Source organism: Propionibacterium ruminifibrarum, assembly GCF_900289195.1.
In the GTDB taxonomy this organism is placed as follows: domain Bacteria; phylum Actinomycetota; class Actinomycetes; order Propionibacteriales; family Propionibacteriaceae; genus Propionibacterium; species Propionibacterium ruminifibrarum.
The window spans coordinates 259,904-278,983 of sequence record NZ_OMOH01000002.1 but is presented as its reverse complement, the minus strand read 5'-3'; the positions used below and the strand labels follow the sequence as shown (position 1 = coordinate 278,983).

19 protein-coding genes and 2 tRNA genes are annotated in these 19,080 nt (G+C 70.1%); 18 read left to right on the top strand and 3 right to left on the bottom strand.

Going from position 1 to position 19,080, the window contains the following annotated elements; all coding sequences use genetic code 11:
- Window positions 1-21 precede the first annotated feature (21 nt).
- Both PROPJV5_RS03255 and PROPJV5_RS03250 read left to right on the top strand, forming a co-directional pair.
- Entirely contained in the window at window positions 22-729 is a 708-nt protein-coding gene (locus tag PROPJV5_RS03255; protein ID WP_119714890.1) for a hypothetical protein, read from the top strand.
- A gap of 255 nt (window positions 730-984) precedes the next feature.
- Complete coding sequence (locus PROPJV5_RS03250) at window positions 985-1,242, top strand: WhiB family transcriptional regulator (protein ID WP_119714998.1); 258 nt, start codon at window positions 985-987, stop codon at window positions 1,240-1,242.
- Between the two features lie 38 nt (window positions 1,243-1,280).
- Here PROPJV5_RS03250 and PROPJV5_RS03245 read toward each other — a convergent pair whose 3' ends face one another.
- Both PROPJV5_RS03245 and PROPJV5_RS03240 read right to left on the bottom strand, forming a co-directional pair.
- A complete protein-coding gene (locus PROPJV5_RS03245) occupies window positions 1,281-1,718 on the bottom strand; it encodes a metallopeptidase family protein (protein WP_119714889.1) in 438 nt (145 codons plus the stop codon).
- Between the two features lie 36 nt (window positions 1,719-1,754).
- Window positions 1,755-2,813: a 3-isopropylmalate dehydrogenase gene (locus PROPJV5_RS03240; protein ID WP_119714888.1), complete on the bottom strand. Its 1,059-nt coding sequence runs from the start codon at window positions 2,811-2,813 to the stop codon at window positions 1,755-1,757.
- Between the two features lie 161 nt (window positions 2,814-2,974).
- Here PROPJV5_RS03240 and PROPJV5_RS03235 point away from each other — a divergent pair, with 161 nt between their 5' ends.
- The 7 genes from PROPJV5_RS03235 (at window position 2,975) to PROPJV5_RS03205 (ending at window position 8,652) form a co-directional block, all read left to right on the top strand.
- Window positions 2,975-4,060 (top strand): branched-chain amino acid aminotransferase, encoded by a 1,086-nt coding sequence (locus PROPJV5_RS03235; RefSeq protein WP_119714887.1) that lies wholly within the window; start codon window positions 2,975-2,977, stop codon window positions 4,058-4,060.
- A 53-nt stretch (window positions 4,061-4,113) separates the two neighbouring features.
- A complete protein-coding gene (gene cimA, locus PROPJV5_RS03230; RefSeq protein ID WP_119714886.1) occupies window positions 4,114-5,715 on the top strand; it encodes a citramalate synthase in 1,602 nt (533 codons plus the stop codon).
- A gap of 51 nt (window positions 5,716-5,766) precedes the next feature.
- The gene (locus PROPJV5_RS03225) at window positions 5,767-6,609 is read left to right on the top strand and encodes a fumarylacetoacetate hydrolase family protein (RefSeq protein WP_119714885.1); all 843 of its coding nucleotides are present in this window, start codon (window positions 5,767-5,769) and stop codon (window positions 6,607-6,609) included.
- 203 nt (window positions 6,610-6,812) lie between these two features.
- The gene (locus PROPJV5_RS03220) at window positions 6,813-7,676 is read left to right on the top strand and encodes a CPBP family intramembrane glutamic endopeptidase (RefSeq protein WP_119714884.1); all 864 of its coding nucleotides are present in this window, start codon (window positions 6,813-6,815) and stop codon (window positions 7,674-7,676) included.
- A gap of 66 nt (window positions 7,677-7,742) precedes the next feature.
- Window positions 7,743-7,817, top strand: a tRNA-Gln gene (locus PROPJV5_RS03215).
- Between the two features lie 97 nt (window positions 7,818-7,914).
- Window positions 7,915-7,990: transfer RNA gene (locus PROPJV5_RS03210), tRNA-Glu, on the top strand.
- A gap of 92 nt (window positions 7,991-8,082) precedes the next feature.
- Window positions 8,083-8,652 (top strand): DUF2284 domain-containing protein, encoded by a 570-nt coding sequence (locus tag PROPJV5_RS03205; protein ID WP_119714883.1) that lies wholly within the window; start codon window positions 8,083-8,085, stop codon window positions 8,650-8,652.
- A 16-nt stretch (window positions 8,653-8,668) separates the two neighbouring features.
- On the opposite strand, the gene PROPJV5_RS03200 is transcribed toward PROPJV5_RS03205, so the two are convergent.
- A complete protein-coding gene (locus PROPJV5_RS03200; RefSeq protein WP_119714882.1) occupies window positions 8,669-9,394 on the bottom strand; it encodes an IclR family transcriptional regulator in 726 nt (241 codons plus the stop codon).
- 52 nt (window positions 9,395-9,446) lie between these two features.
- On the opposite strand from PROPJV5_RS03200, the gene leuC reads away from it, so the two are divergent.
- The 9 genes from leuC to PROPJV5_RS03155 all read left to right on the top strand — a co-directional run bounded on the left by leuC (window position 9,447) and on the right by PROPJV5_RS03155 (window position 19,074).
- Complete coding sequence (gene leuC / locus PROPJV5_RS03195) at window positions 9,447-10,847, top strand: 3-isopropylmalate dehydratase large subunit (protein ID WP_119714881.1); 1,401 nt, start codon at window positions 9,447-9,449, stop codon at window positions 10,845-10,847.
- A 13-nt stretch (window positions 10,848-10,860) separates the two neighbouring features.
- Window positions 10,861-11,505 (top strand): 3-isopropylmalate dehydratase small subunit, encoded by a 645-nt coding sequence (leuD, locus tag PROPJV5_RS03190; protein WP_119714880.1) that lies wholly within the window; start codon window positions 10,861-10,863, stop codon window positions 11,503-11,505.
- 34 nt (window positions 11,506-11,539) lie between these two features.
- Window positions 11,540-12,337 carry a lysophospholipid acyltransferase family protein gene (locus tag PROPJV5_RS03185; RefSeq protein WP_182858551.1) on the top strand — a complete coding sequence of 266 codons (798 nt, stop codon included), beginning with the start codon at window positions 11,540-11,542 and terminating at the stop codon, window positions 12,335-12,337.
- Between the two features lie 81 nt (window positions 12,338-12,418).
- On the top strand, window positions 12,419-13,540 hold the full coding sequence (locus PROPJV5_RS03180; protein ID WP_119714878.1) for a D-alanine--D-alanine ligase family protein: 1,122 nt from the start codon (window positions 12,419-12,421) through the stop codon (window positions 13,538-13,540).
- A gap of 59 nt (window positions 13,541-13,599) precedes the next feature.
- Window positions 13,600-14,580, top strand: coding sequence for a thiamine-phosphate kinase (locus tag PROPJV5_RS03175; RefSeq protein WP_119714877.1), 981 nt, complete (start codon window positions 13,600-13,602; stop codon window positions 14,578-14,580).
- Window positions 14,581-14,644: 64 nt separating this feature from the next.
- Window positions 14,645-17,230, top strand: coding sequence for an FtsK/SpoIIIE family DNA translocase (locus tag PROPJV5_RS03170; RefSeq protein WP_119714876.1), 2,586 nt, complete (start codon window positions 14,645-14,647; stop codon window positions 17,228-17,230).
- A 266-nt stretch (window positions 17,231-17,496) separates the two neighbouring features.
- Window positions 17,497-18,132: a CDP-diacylglycerol--glycerol-3-phosphate 3-phosphatidyltransferase gene (gene pgsA, locus PROPJV5_RS03165; protein ID WP_119714875.1), complete on the top strand. Its 636-nt coding sequence runs from the start codon at window positions 17,497-17,499 to the stop codon at window positions 18,130-18,132.
- A gap of 17 nt (window positions 18,133-18,149) precedes the next feature.
- Window positions 18,150-18,680: a CinA family protein gene (locus PROPJV5_RS03160; protein WP_119714997.1), complete on the top strand. Its 531-nt coding sequence runs from the start codon at window positions 18,150-18,152 to the stop codon at window positions 18,678-18,680.
- A 94-nt stretch (window positions 18,681-18,774) separates the two neighbouring features.
- Window positions 18,775-19,074, top strand: a complete 300-nt coding sequence (locus PROPJV5_RS03155; protein ID WP_119714874.1) for a helix-turn-helix domain-containing protein — start codon at window positions 18,775-18,777, stop codon at window positions 19,072-19,074.
- The last annotated feature ends 6 nt before the right edge of the window (window positions 19,075-19,080 follow it).

The following is a 19,080-nucleotide window of genomic DNA, read 5'->3' as shown; positions in this document are numbered from 1 at the left end:
ACCGTCGGTACCCTGCTGCGGATGCGCGAGCCGATCGCCTGGCTCGTCCTGGCCGTCACGGTGGGCTACGTCGTGCTCGGCGGCGTGAATCTCGGGTGGAACATGGTGCACGAGTCGCTGAGCCTGTCGGCCTCGGCCCGCCGGACCGGCACGGCCGTCCCGCTCGTCTGGGTACTCGTCGACGTCGCCATGGTCTTGGTCTGCATCTTCGGTACGGCGGCGATCGAACGGGCCAGGGCGCTGACGCGCAGCGCCGCGGTCGTCGTGTCGATCACCGCCTGCTACGACGTCTTCATCCTCGCCGTGGGCGTTCTCGGCGCCCAGGCCCCGGTCTTCTCCCGCGTCCTCGAGACGGTCGGGGGGCTGCTCGAGACGGCCGCCAAGTTCGCGGCGGCCGTTGTGCTGTGGAGGCTCCTGCCCGCCGGGGTCGAACGGGACGCCCAGCCGGGCTCGCCGGCCCAGGGGGTCCTGTGGGCCCCGGAACGGGCCACGGGGCGCACCTGGGCCCGAGCGGGCGATGCCGCCCTTCCCGCTCCGGCCGATCCCGGCGCAGCGGGGGAGGACCCGCGGCCCACCCGCGATGACGGGCCCGAGCTGAAACCCCCGGCCTCGTCCGGCGACGGCGGACCTGCCGTGCCGTGGCTGACGGCCCGGCAGGTGGCATCGGGTGAGCAGGCCCCCACCGGTCCACCGCAGTCACAGGGATGGCGTTCTCTCAGAGCTGAATGAGTCGACCTCGGTTGGGTGTGAAACACCTGGCCATGGCCGTATTTCCGATGTCCAGCCCGGGCCGGGGGCACAGCGCCGGGGAAGTGCTTGAATCTTCTTCGACATGCGCCGCAATGGCGTGCATGGTAGCTTTCATCCATGTAATTCCGCTGACGTGTTTCGCGGGTTCATCCGTGATGAGGCAGGCCCCGGCCCATCCCGGTGACGTGTGTCAGCATGTCGGCGGCACCCTGATCGGATGGAGAGGATGTGCTGATGCACGAGCTGTCGCTGGTGGACCTCGGTGAGAGCGGCGAGCTCTCATGGCGAGAGAGCGCCCTCTGCGCACAGACCGATCCTGAGGCCTTCTTCCCCGAGAAGGGCGGTTCCACGCGCGAGGCCAAGAGGGTCTGCCAGGCCTGTTCGGTGCGTGGTGAGTGCCTCGAGTACGCGCTCACTCATGATGAGCGCTTCGGCATCTGGGGCGGGCTGTCGGAGCGGGAGCGGCGCAAGCTGCGCCGCCGCGCCGTGTGAGGGCCGGTCCGGCCGGTCAGGGGTGAGCGTCTGGGCACTCACGTCCCGTTCTCGGGGTCGATCTCGTCGATGCTGCGTCCGGTGAGCGCGACGATCTGCTCGACGAGCGTCTCGTGAACGAGCGCAGGCAGGTCGGCGCGGTCGAGCGCCCGATGCTCCAGGGGGCGGCGGTAGATGACGATGCGGGCGTGCCGGGCCTGCGAGGACTCGATCGCCGCTGCGAGGGGCACGGTGTCGTGCTCGCCCAGGTCATGCCACAGTGTTCGTGCGTCGGGTACCTCGTCGACGCCGATGTCGATGGTGTCGATGACATCCGGGCAGTGCTCGGCGATGCGGGCGATGGCATCACGCACGCACAGCAGGAAGTACTCGCGGCCCCGGGGGCGTGAGGGCACGCGCAGTGGACGGTCGGTCAGATCGTTCGGCAGGGCCATGGGCCCACGAATGCCCCGCTCATGACGGTCCCTGGTGCGCATGCGACCAAGCCTAGTGCGCACCGGGGCGTCACCGGTTCAGCTCAACGCGGCGGCGATCGCATCACCGATCTGGCCGGTGGAACGCGGTGTGGAGCGGTTCGACGCGATGTCGGCGCTCACCGCCTCGTCGATGCGGTCGGCATCGGCCGGCCGGCCCAGGTGGCGCAGCAGCAGGGCCATCGAGCTGATCGCGGCGGTGGGGTCGGCGATGCCCCGCCCCGCGATGTCGGGCGCCGAGCCATGGACCGGCTCGAACATCGAGGGGAAGTCGCCCGCGGTGTTGATGTTGGCGCTCGGGGCCAGGCCGATGCCGCCGGTGACCGCCCCGGCCTCATCGGTGATGATGTCGCCGAACAGGTTGTCGGTGACGATCACGTCGAAGCGCTGGGGGTCGGTGACGAGCATGATCGTCGCGGCGTCCACGTGGAGGTAGTCGTGCTCGACGCCGGGATGGTCCTGCGCGACCTGGTCGACGATGCGTCGCCACAGGCCGCCGGCGTTGACCAGCACGTTGTGCTTGTGCACGAGGGTCACCTTGTTGTTGCGGGTGGCGGCCAGATCGAAGGCATGGCGCACGACCCGTTCGACTCCGAACGCGGTGTTGACGCTGACCTCGGTCGCCACTTCGTGCGCGGTGCCCTTGCGCAGGGTCCCGCCGTTGCCCGCGTAGAGCCCCTCGGTGCCCTCCCTGACGACGACGAAGTCGATCGGGCCCCTGTCGATGACCGACGGGGCCAGCGGGGTGGGCACGCCGGGGTACAGGCGGGCCGGACGCAGGTTGACGTCCTGGTCGAAGGCGAAGCGCAGTTTCAGCAGCAGCCCTCGCTCGAGCAGCCCCGAGGGCACCTGTGACGACCCGGGTGCGGCGCCGACGGCGCCGAGGACGATCGCGTCGTGCCGGGCGAGAGCGGCGAGGGTCTCCTCGTCGAGGACCTCGCCGGTCTCGAGCCAGTGCTGGGCGCCCAGGTCGTAATGGGTCAGGTCGAAGGCCTGTTCACCGCACGCCGCGGCGAGCACCTTGAGGGCCTGTTCGACGACCTCGGGGCCGATGCCGTCACCGGGGACCACCGCGATGGATGGACGATCAGAAGTCATGGCCCAAGAGTAGGGTCAGCGCCTCACCGGCTGGGCCACGATCTCATCCCGCAGGCTCCCAGCTCACCCGCCGGTGCGTTGCGGCCGTGCCCGTCCTGGGGGCCGAGTCGGCAGGTGAACCTGCCGTTCGGACCGGCCGGGGGCGGACTAACCTGTCTGCCATGGCACTCACGTTCAGCATCCAGCGCACGTCCACACCGACCAGCGAGCAGGACATTGCGGTGATCAATGAGGATCCCGGTTTCGGAACCCATTTCACCGATCACATGGCGGTCGTCGACTGGCACCACGAGAAGGGCTGGGCCGACGCCAGGGTTGAGCCGGTCAACGACTACGCGCTGACGCCGGCGGGCGCCGTCTTCCACTACGCGCAGGAGGTCTTCGAGGGGCTCAAGGCCTATCGTCACGCCGACGGCTCCATCTGGTTGTTCCGTCCCGAGAGCAACGGGCGGCGGTTCGCCGACTCGTCCAGGCGGATGGCTCTGCCGGAGCTGCCCGTCGAGGACTTCGTGAATTCGGTGCGCGAGCTCGTGAGGACCGACGCCGCCTGGGTGCCCTCCGGGCATGAGCAGAGCCTCTACCTGCGTCCCTTCTCGGTCGCCAGCGAGGCCTATCTCGGGGTCCGCCCCGCCCGCCAGGTGCGCTACGCCGTCATCGCCTCACCGGTCGGGGTCTACTTCACCGGCGGCATCGTCCCCGTCGACATCTGGGTCGAGTCGCACTACAGCCGGGTCGCCAACGGCGGCACGGGTTCGGCCAAGTGCGGTGGCAACTACGCGGCCAGCCTCCTGCCGCAGGAGCTGGCCTACGCCAAGGGCTGCAGTCAGGTCATGTTCGTCGACAATGCCGAGCATCGCTGGCTCGAGGAGCTGGGCGGCATGAACGTCTGCCTCGTCACCGCCGACGGCAAGCTCGTCACCCCCGCGCTGAACGGCAACATCCTGCCCGGCATCACCCGTGACTCGCTGCTCGCCCTGGCCCCCGAGCTCGGTCTCGAACCGGTGGAGCGCCCGGTCGACATCGCCGAGGTCTACGCCGGGATCGCTGACGGCACCATAGCCGAGATGTTCGCCTGCGGCACGGCCGCGGTCATCACCCCCATCGGCACCCTCGTCAACGAGGAGGGTCGGCACGAGGTGCCCGTGCCCGCCGACGGCGGGAAGACGATCGCCCTGCGCAACAGGCTGCTCGACATCCAGTACGGGCGTATCGAGGACACCCGCGGCTGGATGCAGCGGGTCTGCTGAGCCCCGGCGCCGTCTCCTCCTTCCCCCTCGATGCGCGAGCTGACGCCACGACGATGATGATTCCGCTGCGCCCGGACTCACTGGAGTTGTACGACACGACTCTTCGTGAGTGCACCTGGCGGACCGGTGTGCCCCTGACGGTGCATGACAGGATCCGCATGCTCGGTCGGATCGATGCCATGGGCGTCACCTTCATCGAGGGGGGCCGGCCGGCCGCCTCCCGGCGGGACGGGGAGTTCTTCGCCCAGGCCACCCGCACCCCCTTGCGCAGCGCCAGCCTCGTCGCCGTCGGTCAGGTCCGCGGCCCGGGGCTCACTGCGGGGGACGATCCCCAGGTCCGGGCATTGTGCGACGCCGGGACGCGTTTCGTGACCGTCATGGCCACGGCACATGACCAGCATGTCAGTCGGGGATCGCGGATCAGCCTGGACGAGAACCTGGCGATGCTGTCGGACACGGTCCGCCATCTGGTCGCCGAGGGCAAGCAGGTCATCGTCGACGCCGAGCACTACTTCGATGGGTGCATGAGCAACCCCGCCTACGCCCTGGAGGTGGTGCGCGCCGCCGCGGAGGCCGGCGCCCGCACCGTCGTGCTCTGCGACACGAACGGCGGCATGGTGCCCGGCTGGATCGGTGACGCCGTGTCGGCGGCCGCGTCGATCGGTGTCGACCTGGGCGTGCGCTGCCACAACGACAGCGGCTGTGCCGTGGCGAACTCGCTCGCCGGGCTCGACGCCGGTGTCGTGCACGTTCAAGGCGCCGTCAACGGGTACGGAGCCCACGCCGGCACCACGGACCTGACGACCCTGATCCCCGATCTGCAACTCAAGTACGGCTGGCCGGTGGTCACGGCCGAGCAGTTGAGGGAGGTGACGCGCACGGCGCGGGTCGTCGGAGAGATCACGGCCCAGCCCGTCGACCCGCGTCAGCCCTACGTGGGGGAGTCGGTCTTCGCCCACCGGGCCGGTCGGCATGCGGCGGCGACGAGGGTCAACGCCGATCTTCACGAGCACGCCGACCCCCGCAGCGTCGGCAACGACATGCGTCTGCTCATCACCGACATGACGGGGTGCGCCAACATCCAGGTCGCCGGCGCCCAGCTCGGCCTCGACCTGGCCGACCACGCCATCGCCCGCGACGTGGCCGAGGCCGTCCGCGAGCGCGAGGCCCGCGGGTACGCCTACGAGACGGCCGGGGCCAGTTTCGAACTCCTCGTGCGCCGGATGCGGGGAGAACTCGACACGCCGCCCTTCACGGTGCTGGGCTGGCGCGTCACCACGGAGCAGCAGGGCGACGATTCCGACGCGCCGGCCCCCACCAGGGCCGTCGTCCGGCTCCTCGCCGACGGCCTCCGACGGTCCAGTGCGGGCGAGGGCAGGGGACCCGTCGACGCCCTCGACCAGGCACTGCGCCGTGCTCTTGGCGCCGCTCATCCGCAGGTGACGGCCTATGAACTCGTCGACTACCGCGCGAACCTGCTGAGGGCCGGACGCGGCACCGACGCCACGGTGCGGGTGCTCATCGACACCGCCTGCCAGGGGCGCACCTGGACGACGGTGGGTGTCGGCGAGAACGTCATCGAGGCCAGCTGGGAGGCGCTCGCCGAGGCATTCCTGTACGGGCTGGTCAAGGGCCACGGCCCGGGTGAGGCCTGACCCGGACCGGACGGGCCCCTGAGGCCGCCGGGTGCGGGATAGATTTGGCCCATGCGTATTGCCCGTTTCGCCGCGGCCGGTGCGGACCCGGCCTATGGAATCGTCGAGCTGGCGGCCGACGACGGCCAACATCCCGACACGATCGCCGTGATCACCGGTGATCCACTGGCCGGGCCCGTCAACTTCACCGGCGCCCGCCACCGGCTCGACGAGGTGCGCCTGCTCGCCCCGGTGATACCGCGCAGCAAGGTCGTGGCGGTGGCCCGCAACTATGCCGAGCACGCGGCGGAGCTGGGCAACCATGTGGACGAGGAGCCGCTGCTCTTCCTCAAGCCGAATACGAGCGTGATCGGCCCCGGTGAACCGATCGTCAAACCCGTGCAGACCCACGACCTGCACTACGAGGGCGAGCTCGCGGTCGTCATCGGGCGGATCTGCCGTCACGTCCCACCCGAACGGGCCGGCGAGGTCATCCTCGGCTTCACCTGCGCCAACGACGTCACCGCCCGTGACATCCAGGGAGCCGAGAGCCAGTGGACGCGCGCCAAGGGCTTCGACACCTTCTGCCCGCTCGGACCGTGGATCGCCGCCCACATCGATCTGGCCTCGGCAGCCCACCTGGGCATCCGGACGAGCGTCGACGGTCAGCTGCGTCAGGATGGCAACACCGCCGACATGGTGCACTCCATCGCCGAGCTCATCTCGTACATCTCGGCGTTCACGACCCTGCTGCCCGGTGACGTCATCCTCACCGGAACCCCCGTCGGGGTGGGGCCGATGGAACCCGGCCAGCAGGTCAGCGTCGAGATCGAGTCGATCGGCACCCTGACCAATCCGGTCATCGACGCGGCGGACGACCACAGCTTCGTCCCGGACGGACCCGCGTCCCGGTGAGCAGCGGCAAGAGGGGGAGGGCCCCCAGGGGCGGGCGGTCCGGCGCCCGGCCACGTCCTGCGCGGCAAGGCGCGGGGACGAACGGGCCGGCGGACGGCCGACCGGCGCGCAGAAGCCCCGCGCCTCAGGCCCGCCCGGTCCCCGAACCGCTCATCGGCGCTCGGCCCGGTGTTCCCGGCCCCGATGCCGGGTACACCGCCCTGATGATCGACGGCTCGGGCGCCTGCCGTACGCGGGCCGCGGTGGGCCTGATCTCGGTGGCGTTCGGATACCTGGTCGTCACGACACTGCTCATGTACGCCGGAAGTGCCGTCTCATGGCTGGCCCGCGGTCGCGACGGCTCGTTCACCGAGGCCTACGCGCTCGTCGCCTCCTACGGCGTCGTCGAGGGCGTGGTCGTCGTCAACCTGGCGCTGGCCTCGATGATCCTCGTCGTCCTGGCCGTCGCCCGCTGGGTCAACGGACGCGCCCCGGGCTGGGTCTGCTCGGTGCAGGGGCGGTTGCGACCGGCGCTGGTCGGGTGCGGTCTCGCGGTCGGTCTCGTCGTCCTCAACGGCGTCTACCTGCTCACTCGTCTCGGCCAGGCGTGGGACCACGACCCGCCCGCACACGCCTGGGTGTGGGTGCTGCTCGTCGTGCTCACCTCGCCCCTGCAGGCGGCCGGGGAGGAGTTCCTCTTCCGCGGGTACGTGCAGCAGGCGGTCGGGGCGCTCACCGGCCGCGCCTGGATCGCCGTCGGGGCCAGTGCCCTGGTCTTCGCCCTCATGCACGGCACCCAGAACGCGGCCCTGTTCGCGGACCGGCTCGGATTCGGCCTGGTGGCAGCGGTCATGGTCGTGGCGACCGGTGGCCTGGAGGCCTCGATCGCCGTCCACGCGGCGAACAACGTGAGCAGCTTCTGCTACGCCATCGCCGCCGGGACCCTCACCCAGACCCGCCAGCTCACCGAGACCACGTGGTCCACGACGGCGTCCAATCTCGTGGCGTACGTGGTGTGCGGCGCTCTCATGGTGGTCGTGGCGCGGCTGCTGGGCGCGCATCGGACAACGGGCCGGGGCCCCGTTTGATTCTTGGTGCATGCATACACTAGAGTTCTGGTCCGTCGCCGACGCGGGGAGACCCGCCGAGGTCGATGGGGTATGGGGTAATTGGCAGCCCTACGGATTCTGGTTCCGTCAGTCCAGGTTCGAGTCCTGGTACCCCAGCCAGAGCAGCGGCATCGGCCCGAGACGGGTTTGAGACGCGGCTCGCGGGACGCTAGCCTTTCGGTCGGCGATCCCGGCCGGACAAGTGAACAATGATCCTGGCCCCGTTGTGTAGCGGCCTAGCACGCGGCCCTCTCAAGGCTGAAACGGCGGTTCGAATCCGCTCGGGGCTACCAGGCGATCAGGGGCCGGCCCGTCATGGGCCGGCCCCTGTGTGCACCCCGCTGCACCGTTGAGGGTCCGGTCCGCAACGACCTAGCCTGGGACCATGCTGGACTACGCGGTCCGAGACGAGCAACGCACGATTGACACGGCGCAGTGCATCGAGCGGTTCGTCGACGTGCCCAGGTTCCTCGGCTACTGCCGCGAGTGCCCCGCCTACGGCCGCACCTGGGCCTGCCCGGAGTTCGACTTCGATCCATTGGAGGTCTGGACGAGCCGACGCTGGTTCCACGTCATCACCCGCACCATCACCTTCACCGCCGGACAACGCCGTAACGGTTTCGACCCCGATGAGCTGCAGCCGCAGGTCATGGCGATGTTCACCCGCGAGAAACGGCGCCTGCGTCACCGCGTCGCCGTGCTCCGCGCGGCCCACCCCGGATCGGTGCCCCTGCTCGCGGGATCCTGCGAGCTGTGCGAGCACTGCACCCGTCTCGAGGGCAGGCCCTGCACTCACCCCGAGCAGCTCATGCACTCGATCGAGTCGATCGGCGGGGACGTCGTGCAGCTGGTGCGGGAGCTGTTCGGCATCCAGATGAGCTGGAGCGACGGAACCCGGTTGCCCGACGCCTACTACCTGACGGTCGGCCTGCTCAGTGACGAGCCGGCGCTGTAAGGGCGCGGACGCGAAATCACTCGTCGCCGTGTGCGCGACGCAGAACCTCCGACAGACGTTCACCGGCGGCGATGACGGCCGGCGCGTGCAGGCGGCCGGGCTGGCGGGTGAGGCGTTCGATGGGGCCCGAGACCGAGACGGCGGCGATGACCTTGCCGGTGGGGGAGCGGACCGGGGCCGAGACCGATGCGACGCCGGCCTCGCGCTCGCCGACCGACTGGGCCCACCCGCGTCGCCGCACGGTGGTCAGCGCCATCGCCGAGAAACTGGCGCTGACCAGGCTCGCGGCGATGCGCTCGGGCTCGTCCCAGGCGAGCAGCACCTGGGCGGCCGACCCCGCGTTCATCGTCAGCTGAGCGCCGACGGGGATCGTGTCGCGCAACCCGCTGGGCCGCTCGGCCGCGGCGGCGCAGATGCGGATGTCGCCCTGGCGGCGGTACAGTTGGGCGGACTCACCGGTGATGTCCCGCAGCCTGGCGAGGATCGGGCCGGCGGTCGCCAGCAGACGGTCCTCACCGGCGGCCGAGGCCAGTTCGACCAGGCGCGGCCCCAGGACGAAGCGGCCCTGCAGGTCGCGCCCGACGAGGCGATGATGCTCCAGGGCGACGGCCAGCCGGTGGGCGGTCGGCCGGGCCAGGCTCGTGGTCTGCACCAGTTCGGCCAATGTCATCGGCCCCTGTTCGAGGGCGGTGAGGACGAGAGCCGCCTTGTCGAGAACGCCGACACCACTCGTTTTGTCCATGGAGTGAGACTAACATCTCGAATTTTGATATGGCAAGGGTTAGGCTGACCGCATGGCACGAACACTGGTTGAGAAGATCTGGGATGACCATGTGGTCCGGTCGGGCAATGGCGGGCCCGATCTGCTCTACATCGACCTGCACCTCGTCCACGAGGTGACCAGTCCCCAGGCCTTCGAGGGCCTGCGTCTTGCCGGACGTGCCGTGCGTCGCCCGGACCTGACCATAGGCACCGAGGACCACAACGTCCCCACGATCGACATCCTCAAGCCGATCGCCGACCCGGTCTCCGCCCTCCAGGTGAAGACGCTGCGCGAGAACTGCGCCGAGTTCAACGTTCCGCTGCACTCCCTGGGAGACGGGGAACAGGGCATCGTCCACGTCATGGGTCCCAGCCTGGGTCTGACCCAGCCGGGCATGACGATCGTCTGCGGCGACTCCCACACCGCCACGCACGGCGCCTTCGGCGCTCTCGCCTTCGGCATCGGCACCAGCGAGGTCGAGCACGTGCTCGCCACCCAGACCCTGCCCCAGGCGCGGCACAAGACGATGGGCGTGTTCATCGACGGCGAGCTCGGCCCCGGCGTCACGCCCAAGGACGTCATCCTCGCCCTCATCGCCCAGGAGACCACCGGCGGCGGCCAGGGATACGTCGTCGAGTACCGGGGCGAGGCCATCGAGAAGATGTCGATGGAGGGCCGGATGACGATCTGCAACATGTCGATCGAATGGGGCGCCAAGGCCGGTCTGGTCGCCCCCGACGAGACGACCTTCGAGTACGTCAAGGGGCGCCGGCACGCGCCCAGCGGCGCCGCCTGGGACGCGGCCGTCGAGTACTGGAGGTCGCTGCGCTCGGACCCGGACGCCCATTACGACAAGGAGATCCACCTGGACGCCTCCGCGCTGAGCCCCTTCGTCACCTGGGGCACCAACCCGGGACAGGGCGTGCCGCTGGACGCCCGAGTGCCCTTCCCCGAGGACTTCCCCGACGAGTCGGCCCGCGCAGCCGCCACCCGGGCCCTGGAGTACATGGACCTGAAGGCCGGCACCCCGATGCGCGACATCGCCGTCGACACGGTCTTCCTGGGCTCGTGCACGAATGGACGCATTGAGGACCTGCGGGCCGCCGCCGACGTCATAAAGGGCCGCAAGATCGCCGATTCGGTACGCATGCTCGTCGTGCCGGGTTCGGCCGCGGTGCGTCAGCAGGCGATGGACGAGGGCCTCGACCGTGTCTTCACCGAGGCCGGCGCCGAGTGGCGTTTCGCCGGCTGCTCGATGTGCCTGGGCATGAACCCCGACCGGCTGAGCCCCGGCCAGCGCAGTGCATCCACCTCGAACCGCAACTTCGAGGGGCGCCAGGGCAAGGGCGGCCGTACCCACCTGGTGAGCCCGGCGGTCGCCGCGGCGACCGCCGTCACCGGCCATCTGTCCACCCCGGCGGACCTGGACTGAAGGAGACACTGACATGGAGAAGTTCACGACCCACACCGGTGTCCCGGTCCCGTTGCGCCGGTCCAACGTGGACACCGACCAGATCATCCCCGCCGTCTACCTCAAGCGCATCCAGCGCACCGGTTTCGAGGACGGACTGTTCAGCGCATGGCGCGACGACCCCGACTTCGTGCTGAACCGGCCCGCCTGGAAGCACGGCTCGATTCTCGTCGCCGGACCGGACTTCGGCACCGGAAGTTCCCGCGAGCACGCCGTCTGGGCCCTGCAGAACTATGGTTTCAAGGCGGTCGTCGGTTCGCGGTTCGGGGACATCTTCCGCGGCAACTCCGGCAAGGCCGGCCTGCTGCTGGCCACCGTGCCGCAGGAGGTCGTCGAGGAACTGTGGGCCTTCTGCGAGAACGAGCCGGGCCGCGCCATCACCATCGACCTCGTCGACCGCGCCATCAGGGCCGGCGACACGTCGTACGGCTTCGACCTGGACGACTACACCAGGCACCGTCTGCTCGAAGGACTCGACGACATCGCCGTCACCTTGCAGCACGAGGCCGACATCGCGGCCTATGAGGCCTGCCGCCTGCCCTTCAAGCCGACCACCCCCGAACACGTCATCCAGTCCCTGTCCACCGGTCTTCCCACCACCGTCGACGTCCGCGGCTGATGACGGTGGGGGTCCGCTGCCACGACCTGACGCGGTGAGAACAGCACTGAGCGCCCCGGCCCCGCGTCCCTACCGGGGCAGGCTGGGGCGCTCCAACACGGAACCGACGACGAGGCTCTTCGCGTCGCTGCCGCCCATCGCCGGCGCGCTGCTGGCGCCGGTGTGCCGGCTGCACTACTCGGGCCAGGAGAACATCCCGGACACCGGGCCACTCATCCTGACACCCAATCACCTGTGCAACCTCGACCCCGTGGTCGTGGGGCACTACACCGCCTACGCCGGACGCTGGCCGCACTTCCTCGCCAGGGCCAACCTCTTCCGGGTCACGGGCCTCGGCCCCCTGCTGCGCGGCATAGAGCAGATCCCCGTCGAGCGCGGTTCGGTGCGGGCAGCCGGCTCGCTCGCCGCGGCCCAGCAGATGCTCGCCGCGGGGCGGGCCGTCATCGTCTACCCGGAGGGCACCTTCACCTACGATCCCGACGAGTGGCCGATGGCGGGCCACACCGGTGCCGCCAGGCTGGCGCTGGCCACCGGCGCTCCCGTCGTCCCCATCGGGCAGTGGGGCGCGAACCTCATCATCCCGCCGCGGCACAAGCGCAGGGCGCACCTGATCGGGCGCACCGACGTCACGGTCCGGGCGGGTCGTGCCGTCGACCTGTCCGACCTGAGCGGGCGCGGCGAACACGACCGTCAGGCGGTTCGCGAGGCCACGGTGCGCATCATGGACGCCATCTGCGCCCAGACCGAGCTGGCCCGGGGCGCGACGGCGCCTGCCGGACGCTGGCACCCCGGGCGCAGGAGCCGCGTGCCGGCCGACGAGGCAGTGCGTTGAGCGGGCCGCACGGCCGACCGGGGAGCCGGACCGGGGCCCGGCCGATAGGCTGGGGGCTGTCCTGCAGAAGGGAATCGCTCGATGAGTGCACCAGAACGCATCCAGATCGCCGTCGTCTTCGGTGGTCAGTCCAGTGAACACCAGGTCTCGTGCCTGACGGCGGCAGGCGTGCTCGGCGCGTTCGATCCGTCCCGATACGAGGTGCACGGCGTCGGCATCGACCAGCAGGGCGTCTGGCGCCGCTACGAGGCCGATGAGATCAAGGCCTTCCGCGTCGAGGACGGCCGGCTGCCGTCGGTCAGCGGCGATCACCCGCGCGCCATCATGGTGCGGGACCTCGACGGCGTGCGCCTGGCCACGCTTGAGGGCGACCGCATGACCGAGTCGGTCCGCATCGACGTGGCCTTCCCGGTCATGCACGGCGCCTACTGCGAGGACGGGTGCATCCAGGGTCACTTCGAGATCCTCGGCCTGCGCTACGTCGGCTGCGGCGTCGCCAGCAGCGCCAACGGCATGGACAAGGCCTTCATGCGCACCTGCTTCGAACAGGCCGGTGTGCCGCTCGTGCCGTGGGTGACGATCACGCCGGGCCAGTGGCGCGATGACCGCCAGGGCTGTCTCGATCGAGTCAACGACGCGCTGCGGTATCCCGTCTACGTCAAACCCGCCCGGGGCGGTTCCTCGGTGGGCATCAGCCGCGTCACCGATCCGGCCGGGCTCGCCGAGGCCATCGAGGTGGCCCGGTCCGCCGACCCGAAGGTCATCGTCGAACAGGGCGTGACGGGTGCCCGGGAGATCGAGTGCGGTGTCCTGGGCGTCACCGGCGCCGCACCCAGGGCCTCCCGCCCCGGTGAGATCGTCATGCACACCGCGGACGGCTTCTACGACTTCGACGCCAAGTACCTGCCCGAGGAACAGGTCGAGCTGCAGGTGCCGGCCGACCTGCCGCCCGAGGTCACCGAACGCGTGCAGGCCATCGCCGTCGCCTGCTACGAGGCCCTCGACTGCGAGGGGCTGGCCCGCGTGGACGTCTTCGTCCAGCCCGACGGGCGTGTGGTGGTCAACGAGATCAACACGATGCCCGGATTCACCCCGTACTCGATGTACCCGAGCATGTGGCGGGCCACCGGGATCGAGTACCCGGACCTGGTCGACGCACTCGTCGACCAGGCGCTCACGCGACCCGCCACGGTGCTGCGCTGACCCGGACCCACCGCGGGTCCATGCGTGAGCCGCGGGCCGGACCACGCTAGCGTTGACCCATGCCGAGCAGTCCGTCCTCCCATGTCCGTACCGTCGCCGATGTCGGCGAGTTCGGCATCATCGCCGACATCATCCGTGATCTCTCGATGCCACCGGCCGTCTCGGTCGGGCCTGGCGACGACGCGGCCGTCTACCTCGTGAACGGTTCGGCCGTGACGAGCACCGACATGCTCATCGAGGGCGTGCACTTCCGCCGCGACTGGTCCAGCGGCACCGAGATCGGTCGCAAGGCGGCAGCCGTCAACGCGGCCGACCTCGAGGCCATGGGGGTCACCCCCCTGGTCCTGACACTCGGGCTCGGCGTCCCCGCGGATCTCCCCGTGCAGTGGGTCCACGACTTCGCGACGGGCCTGCGCGCCGAGGCCGACGCCGCCGGGCTGACCCTGGTCGGCGGCGACACCACCAGTGCCCGGGACGTCACCATCAGCGTCACTGTCATCGGCCAGACCGTCGGCCGTGAACCCATTCTGCGCAGCGGTGCCCGCCCCGGTGACGTCGTCGCCTACCGTGGCCGACTCGGATGGGCGGCGGCGGGTCTGGCGGCTCTCGGTCGTGGCTTCCGCAGCCCCCGTGCCGCCGTCGACTCCCAGCGCGTCCCACTGGTGCCCTACGGGGCGGGACGACAGGCGGCCCAGGCCGGCGCCACCGCGATGCTCGACGTCTCCGACGGCCTCATCGCCGATCTCGGCCACATCGCAGCCGCCTCGGGCGTGCGCATCGACCTGCGGTCGGACGCCTTCGAGGTGCCCGATCCGGTCCAGGCCGTCGCGGCCGCCACGGGGAAGGACCCGCTCGGTTTCGTCCTCACCGGGGGAGAGGACCATGCGCTCGCCGCGACCTTCCCCGCGGGCGCGGTGCCATCCGAGTGGGTCGAGATCGGGGTTGTCCGCGAGGCCGCTGAGGACAGCGCGCCCCAGGTGACCGTGGACGGTGGCGCGTGGACCGGTGCCGACGGCGGCTGGGAGCACTTCAGGTCCTGAGACCGCGTCCCCGCCCGGCGCGTGAGCTGGCAGCCCCGACGGCAGGGAGAGTAGCCTGAACGCCATGGCGACCCGCGTGTCTTCCCCGTCGCGGTCCGGCGCCCACGGCAACTCGAAGCGCTCCTCAAGCGCGTCGAGTCGTGCCGCGGGCACGCGCACTGGCGGGAGCAGTAAGTCAAAGTCCACCCGTGCACGGTCCGCCAAGGGCCGGGCACGGGGTGCTGCATCACGCCCGAACCCGCTGCTCCACGTGCTCGGGGTGGTCTGGTCCGGTATTGCGGGCGCACTCGGCTCCGGTGTGCGCCGTATCGGCCGGTCCGCGCGGGACATCGACCCCGCCCTGCGGCGCGACGGCGCCGGCCTGGGCCTGCTCGTCCTGGCCATCGTCGTCGCCGCCGAATTCTGGTTCGGTGTGCCCGGGGCGTTCGGCCACGGCGTACGCATCGCCTTCAGCACGGTCTTCGGCGCCGTCAGCCACGCCCTGCCCTTCCTGCTGGGTGCCATGGCGTGGCGCACCCTGCGCAACCCGGAGGCCAACGGCCCGGCCGGCCGCCAGGTCGTCGGCTGGACACTGTTCCTCATGGGCCTGCTGGGGCTTATCAACGTCACCGAGTCGCCGCTGCCCGATCCCGCCGCCGCAGACCGCATGCGGGCCCGTGGCGGCATCGTCGGGTATATCTCCAGTTCCATGCTCAACCAGCTCATGCCCGCCTGGCTTGCCGGGGTCCTGCTGTTCTTCGTCGCCCTCTTCGGCCTGCTCGTCATCGTCGGCAAGCCGGTCTACGAGATCGTCGACCAGGTCCGGGACGCGTTCTCGGGCGCTCAGGAACGCCGTGACAAGGCCATGGCGGCGCGCCAGGAGCGCAGGGCACTCAAGTACGGCGTCGACGAGGCCTACGACACGCCGATCATCGAGGAACACAGACCCCGGACCCGCAGGCAGAAGAAGCCCCAGCCGCCCGCCACCGAGCCCGAGGAGGTCTTCGACGCGGAGGCCTTCGCCGATTCCGGTCCCGCCGCCGCGACTGCCGTCGAGAAACCCGCCGCGGAGCCGGAGCAGCACTCCCTGCCACTGCCGGCCACCGGGGCGCAGGCCCGCGACCACGACGAGACGGACCTGGCCGCACCGGAGCACGCCCAGATGCCCTCACGCGTCGAGCAACTGCAGTTGTCCGGTGACGTGCAGTACACGCTGCCCGATCTCGGCCTGCTCAAGCCCGGGTCCGCGCCCAGGGCCCGGACGGCGGCCTCCGACGGGCTCGTCGACGCGTTGCAGTCCGTGTTCGCCGAGTTCGGCATCGACGCCCAGGTGACCGGCTACACGCGTGGCCCGACCGTCACCCAGTACGAGGTGGAACTCGGTGCCGGCGTCAAGGTCGAGAAGGTCACGGCGCTGCAGCGCAACATCGCCTACGCCGTGGCCTCACCCGACGTGACGATCCTGTCCCCGATCCCCGGCAAGTCCGCCATCGGCATCGAGATCCCGAACAAGGACAAGGAGGTCGTCTCGCTCGGCGACGTGCTGCGCAGCCCCCAGGCCCGCAACAGCGACAAGCCGCTCATCGTCGGCCTCGGCAAGGACGTCGAGGGGCGCGTCGTCCTGGCGAACATCGCCAAGATGCCGCACCTGCTCGTCGCGGGCGCCACCGGCTCGGGTAAGTCGAGTTTCGTGAACTCGATGATCACCTCGATCATGGTCCGCGCCACCCCCGACGAGGTCCGCATGATCCTCGTCGACCCCAAACGCGTGGAACTCAACCAGTACGAGGGCATCCCGCACCTGGTCACGCCCATCATCACGAACCCGAAGAAGGCCGCCCAGGCCCTCGAATGGGTCGTGCAGGAGATGGACCACCGCTATGACGACCTGGCCGCCTTCGGTTTCCGCCACATCGACGACTTCAACAAGGCGGTGCGCGCCGGCCAGGTGCAGCTGCCGCCCGGCTCCGAACGCGAACTCGCCCCGTACCCGTACCTGCTCGTGGTCGTCGACGAGCTGAGTGACCTCATGATGGTCGCCCCCCGCGACGTCGAGGAGTCGATCGTCCGCATCACCCAGCTCGCCCGGGCCGCCGGCATCCACCTGGTGCTCGCCACCCAGCGCCCCTCGGTCGACGTGGTCACCGGCCTCATCAAGGCCAACATCCCCTCGCGGCTGGCCTTCGCCACGAGTTCGGCCACCGATTCCCGGGTCATCCTCGACCAGACCGGAGCCGAGCGTCTGGTCGGCCAGGGCGACGGCCTGTTCCTGCCGATGGGCGCCGCGAACCCGAAGCGCGTCCAGGGCAGCTGGGTCACCGAGAACGAGGTCCGTGAGATCGTCGAGCACGTCAAGGCGCAGCTGGAACCCCAGTACCGCAATGACGTGACGGCTCCGGCGGCCGGCGAGAAGAAGGTCGCCGAGGACATCGGCGACGACCTCGACCTGGTCCTGGAGGCCTGCCGGCAGGTCGTGGAACTCCAGCTCGGCTCCACCTCGATGCTCCAGCGCAAGCTGCGCATCGGTTTCGCCAAGGCCGGACGCATCATGGACATCCTCGAGACGCGCGGTGTCGTCGGCCCCTCGGAGGGCTCCAAGCCCCGTGACGTGCTCGTCAAACCCGACGACCTCGATGGCGTGCTCGCCTCCCTGTCCGGCGAGGCGGGCTGAGCGGTTCTCCCCGCGCGGCGAGGGGGACCGGTCCCATCCGGCCGGAGGGGGCCGGGTCCGCCCTCCAGCGGCCGGCGGGACTGGTGCGCCGGCCCGAGGACGATGGCGGCACCGCACCGCGCATCGACTCATCCGGTGCGCCTGTTCGTGTCGGCGACCCCGTTGCGGCTACGGTTGTGGCATCGGGCGGCGCCGATGTGGCCGCCGAGCCCGCAGCCGGTTCCGGTGCGGGTCCGCAGAACGAGCCGGGGCAGGGGGCAGCGCGCATGAGCAAGCCTGAGGTGACTGAGTCCGGACAGGACACGACACTGGCCTTCGCCTGGAACGTCCCGAACATCCTCACGATCCTGCGCCTGATCTTCGTGCCGGTCCTGGGGGTCGTCCTGCTGACACACCCCCACAGCCACCCCTGGCGGATCTGGGCGACGGTCGTCTTCGTCATCGCCATTCTCACCGACCTGGCCGACGGGAAGATCGCCCGCAAGTACAACCAGGTCACCAATTTCGGGAAGATCTGGGACTCGGTGGCCGACAAGGCGCTCACCGGGATGGCCTTCGTCGGGCTGTCGATCATCGGCGAACTGGCCTGGCCGGTCACGCTCATCATCCTGCTGCGCGAATGGGGCATCACCCTCATGCGCTTCCGGATGCTCAAGTACGGTGTCATGGCCGCCAAGAAGGGCGGCAAGCTCAAGACGACCCTGCAGGGCATCGCACTGGCCATGTTCCTGGTCTGGGTGCCCGATGCCGTCACCTGGTTCTGGGCGCTGCGCTGGTTCATCATGTGGGCGGCCTTCGCGCTCACCGTGCTGACCGGCATCGACTACGTCGTCGACGCCTACAAGCTGCGTCGTGACGCCATCAGAGCCGGTCATCCCATCGACTACAGCGCTCAGCACTGACGCCGGACGTGACCGGGATGAGCGAAATCGACGAGCCCACCCGCGCCGCTGCCGAGCAGCTGCTCCAGACCTGCCGCCGCCGCGGCCTGGGACTGGCCACCTGCGAGTCCATCACCGGGGGAGGCATCGGATGGGCGCTGACCAGCGTGCCGGGCGCCTCGGACGTCTTCCGGGGCGGGCTCATCACCTATGCGAGTGAGCTCAAGGCGCGGCTGGCCGGGGTCGACCCTGCATTCATCGCCGAGCACGGGGTCATCAATGAACGCACCGCCCGTGAGATGGCCAATGGCGCGGCGCGGGCCTGCGGGGCGGACGTGGCCATCTCGGCCACCGGCACCGCCGGGCCACTGGGCCAGGACGGAACGGCTCCGGGCACCGTGTGGATCGGCATCCGCACCCCGGACGGTACGACTGCCCACCGCCTGCTGGCAGGCGGCGGACGCGCCCAGATCAGGCGGGCCGCCATCCGGCGCGCCCTGCAGCTGGCCGCTGGGACGCTCCAGCTCTGCGGCCCCACGCGGCCACCGGAGTCGAGAGATGTTCGCTGAGCGGGAATGAAATGGCACCTCGGAGCGTTAACCAGGACGTGACCGTAGGAATGACTGCCACGAGGGCGGCTCCGCGGGCCTGAGGGGAGACACTGTGAAACCGCTGCTGGTACGTGAACTGCTGGGTGAGGCGCTTCGCGAACACCGTATGAGTCAAGGGCGCACCCTCCGTGACGTCTCGTTGTCCGCCCGCGTGAGTCTCGGCTATCTCTCCGAGGTCGAACGGGGCCAGAAGGAGGCCTCGAGCGAGTTGCTGTTCTCAATCTGCGAGGCCCTCCGCGTACCGATGTCGGAGATCTTCCGTCGGGTCAGTGAGAAGCTGCTCGTCGCCGAGATCGAGAACGGCGAGGACCTCGGCACCCAGCACAGGCGTCAGGTGCCGGCGGCGTTGTGAGGCCCG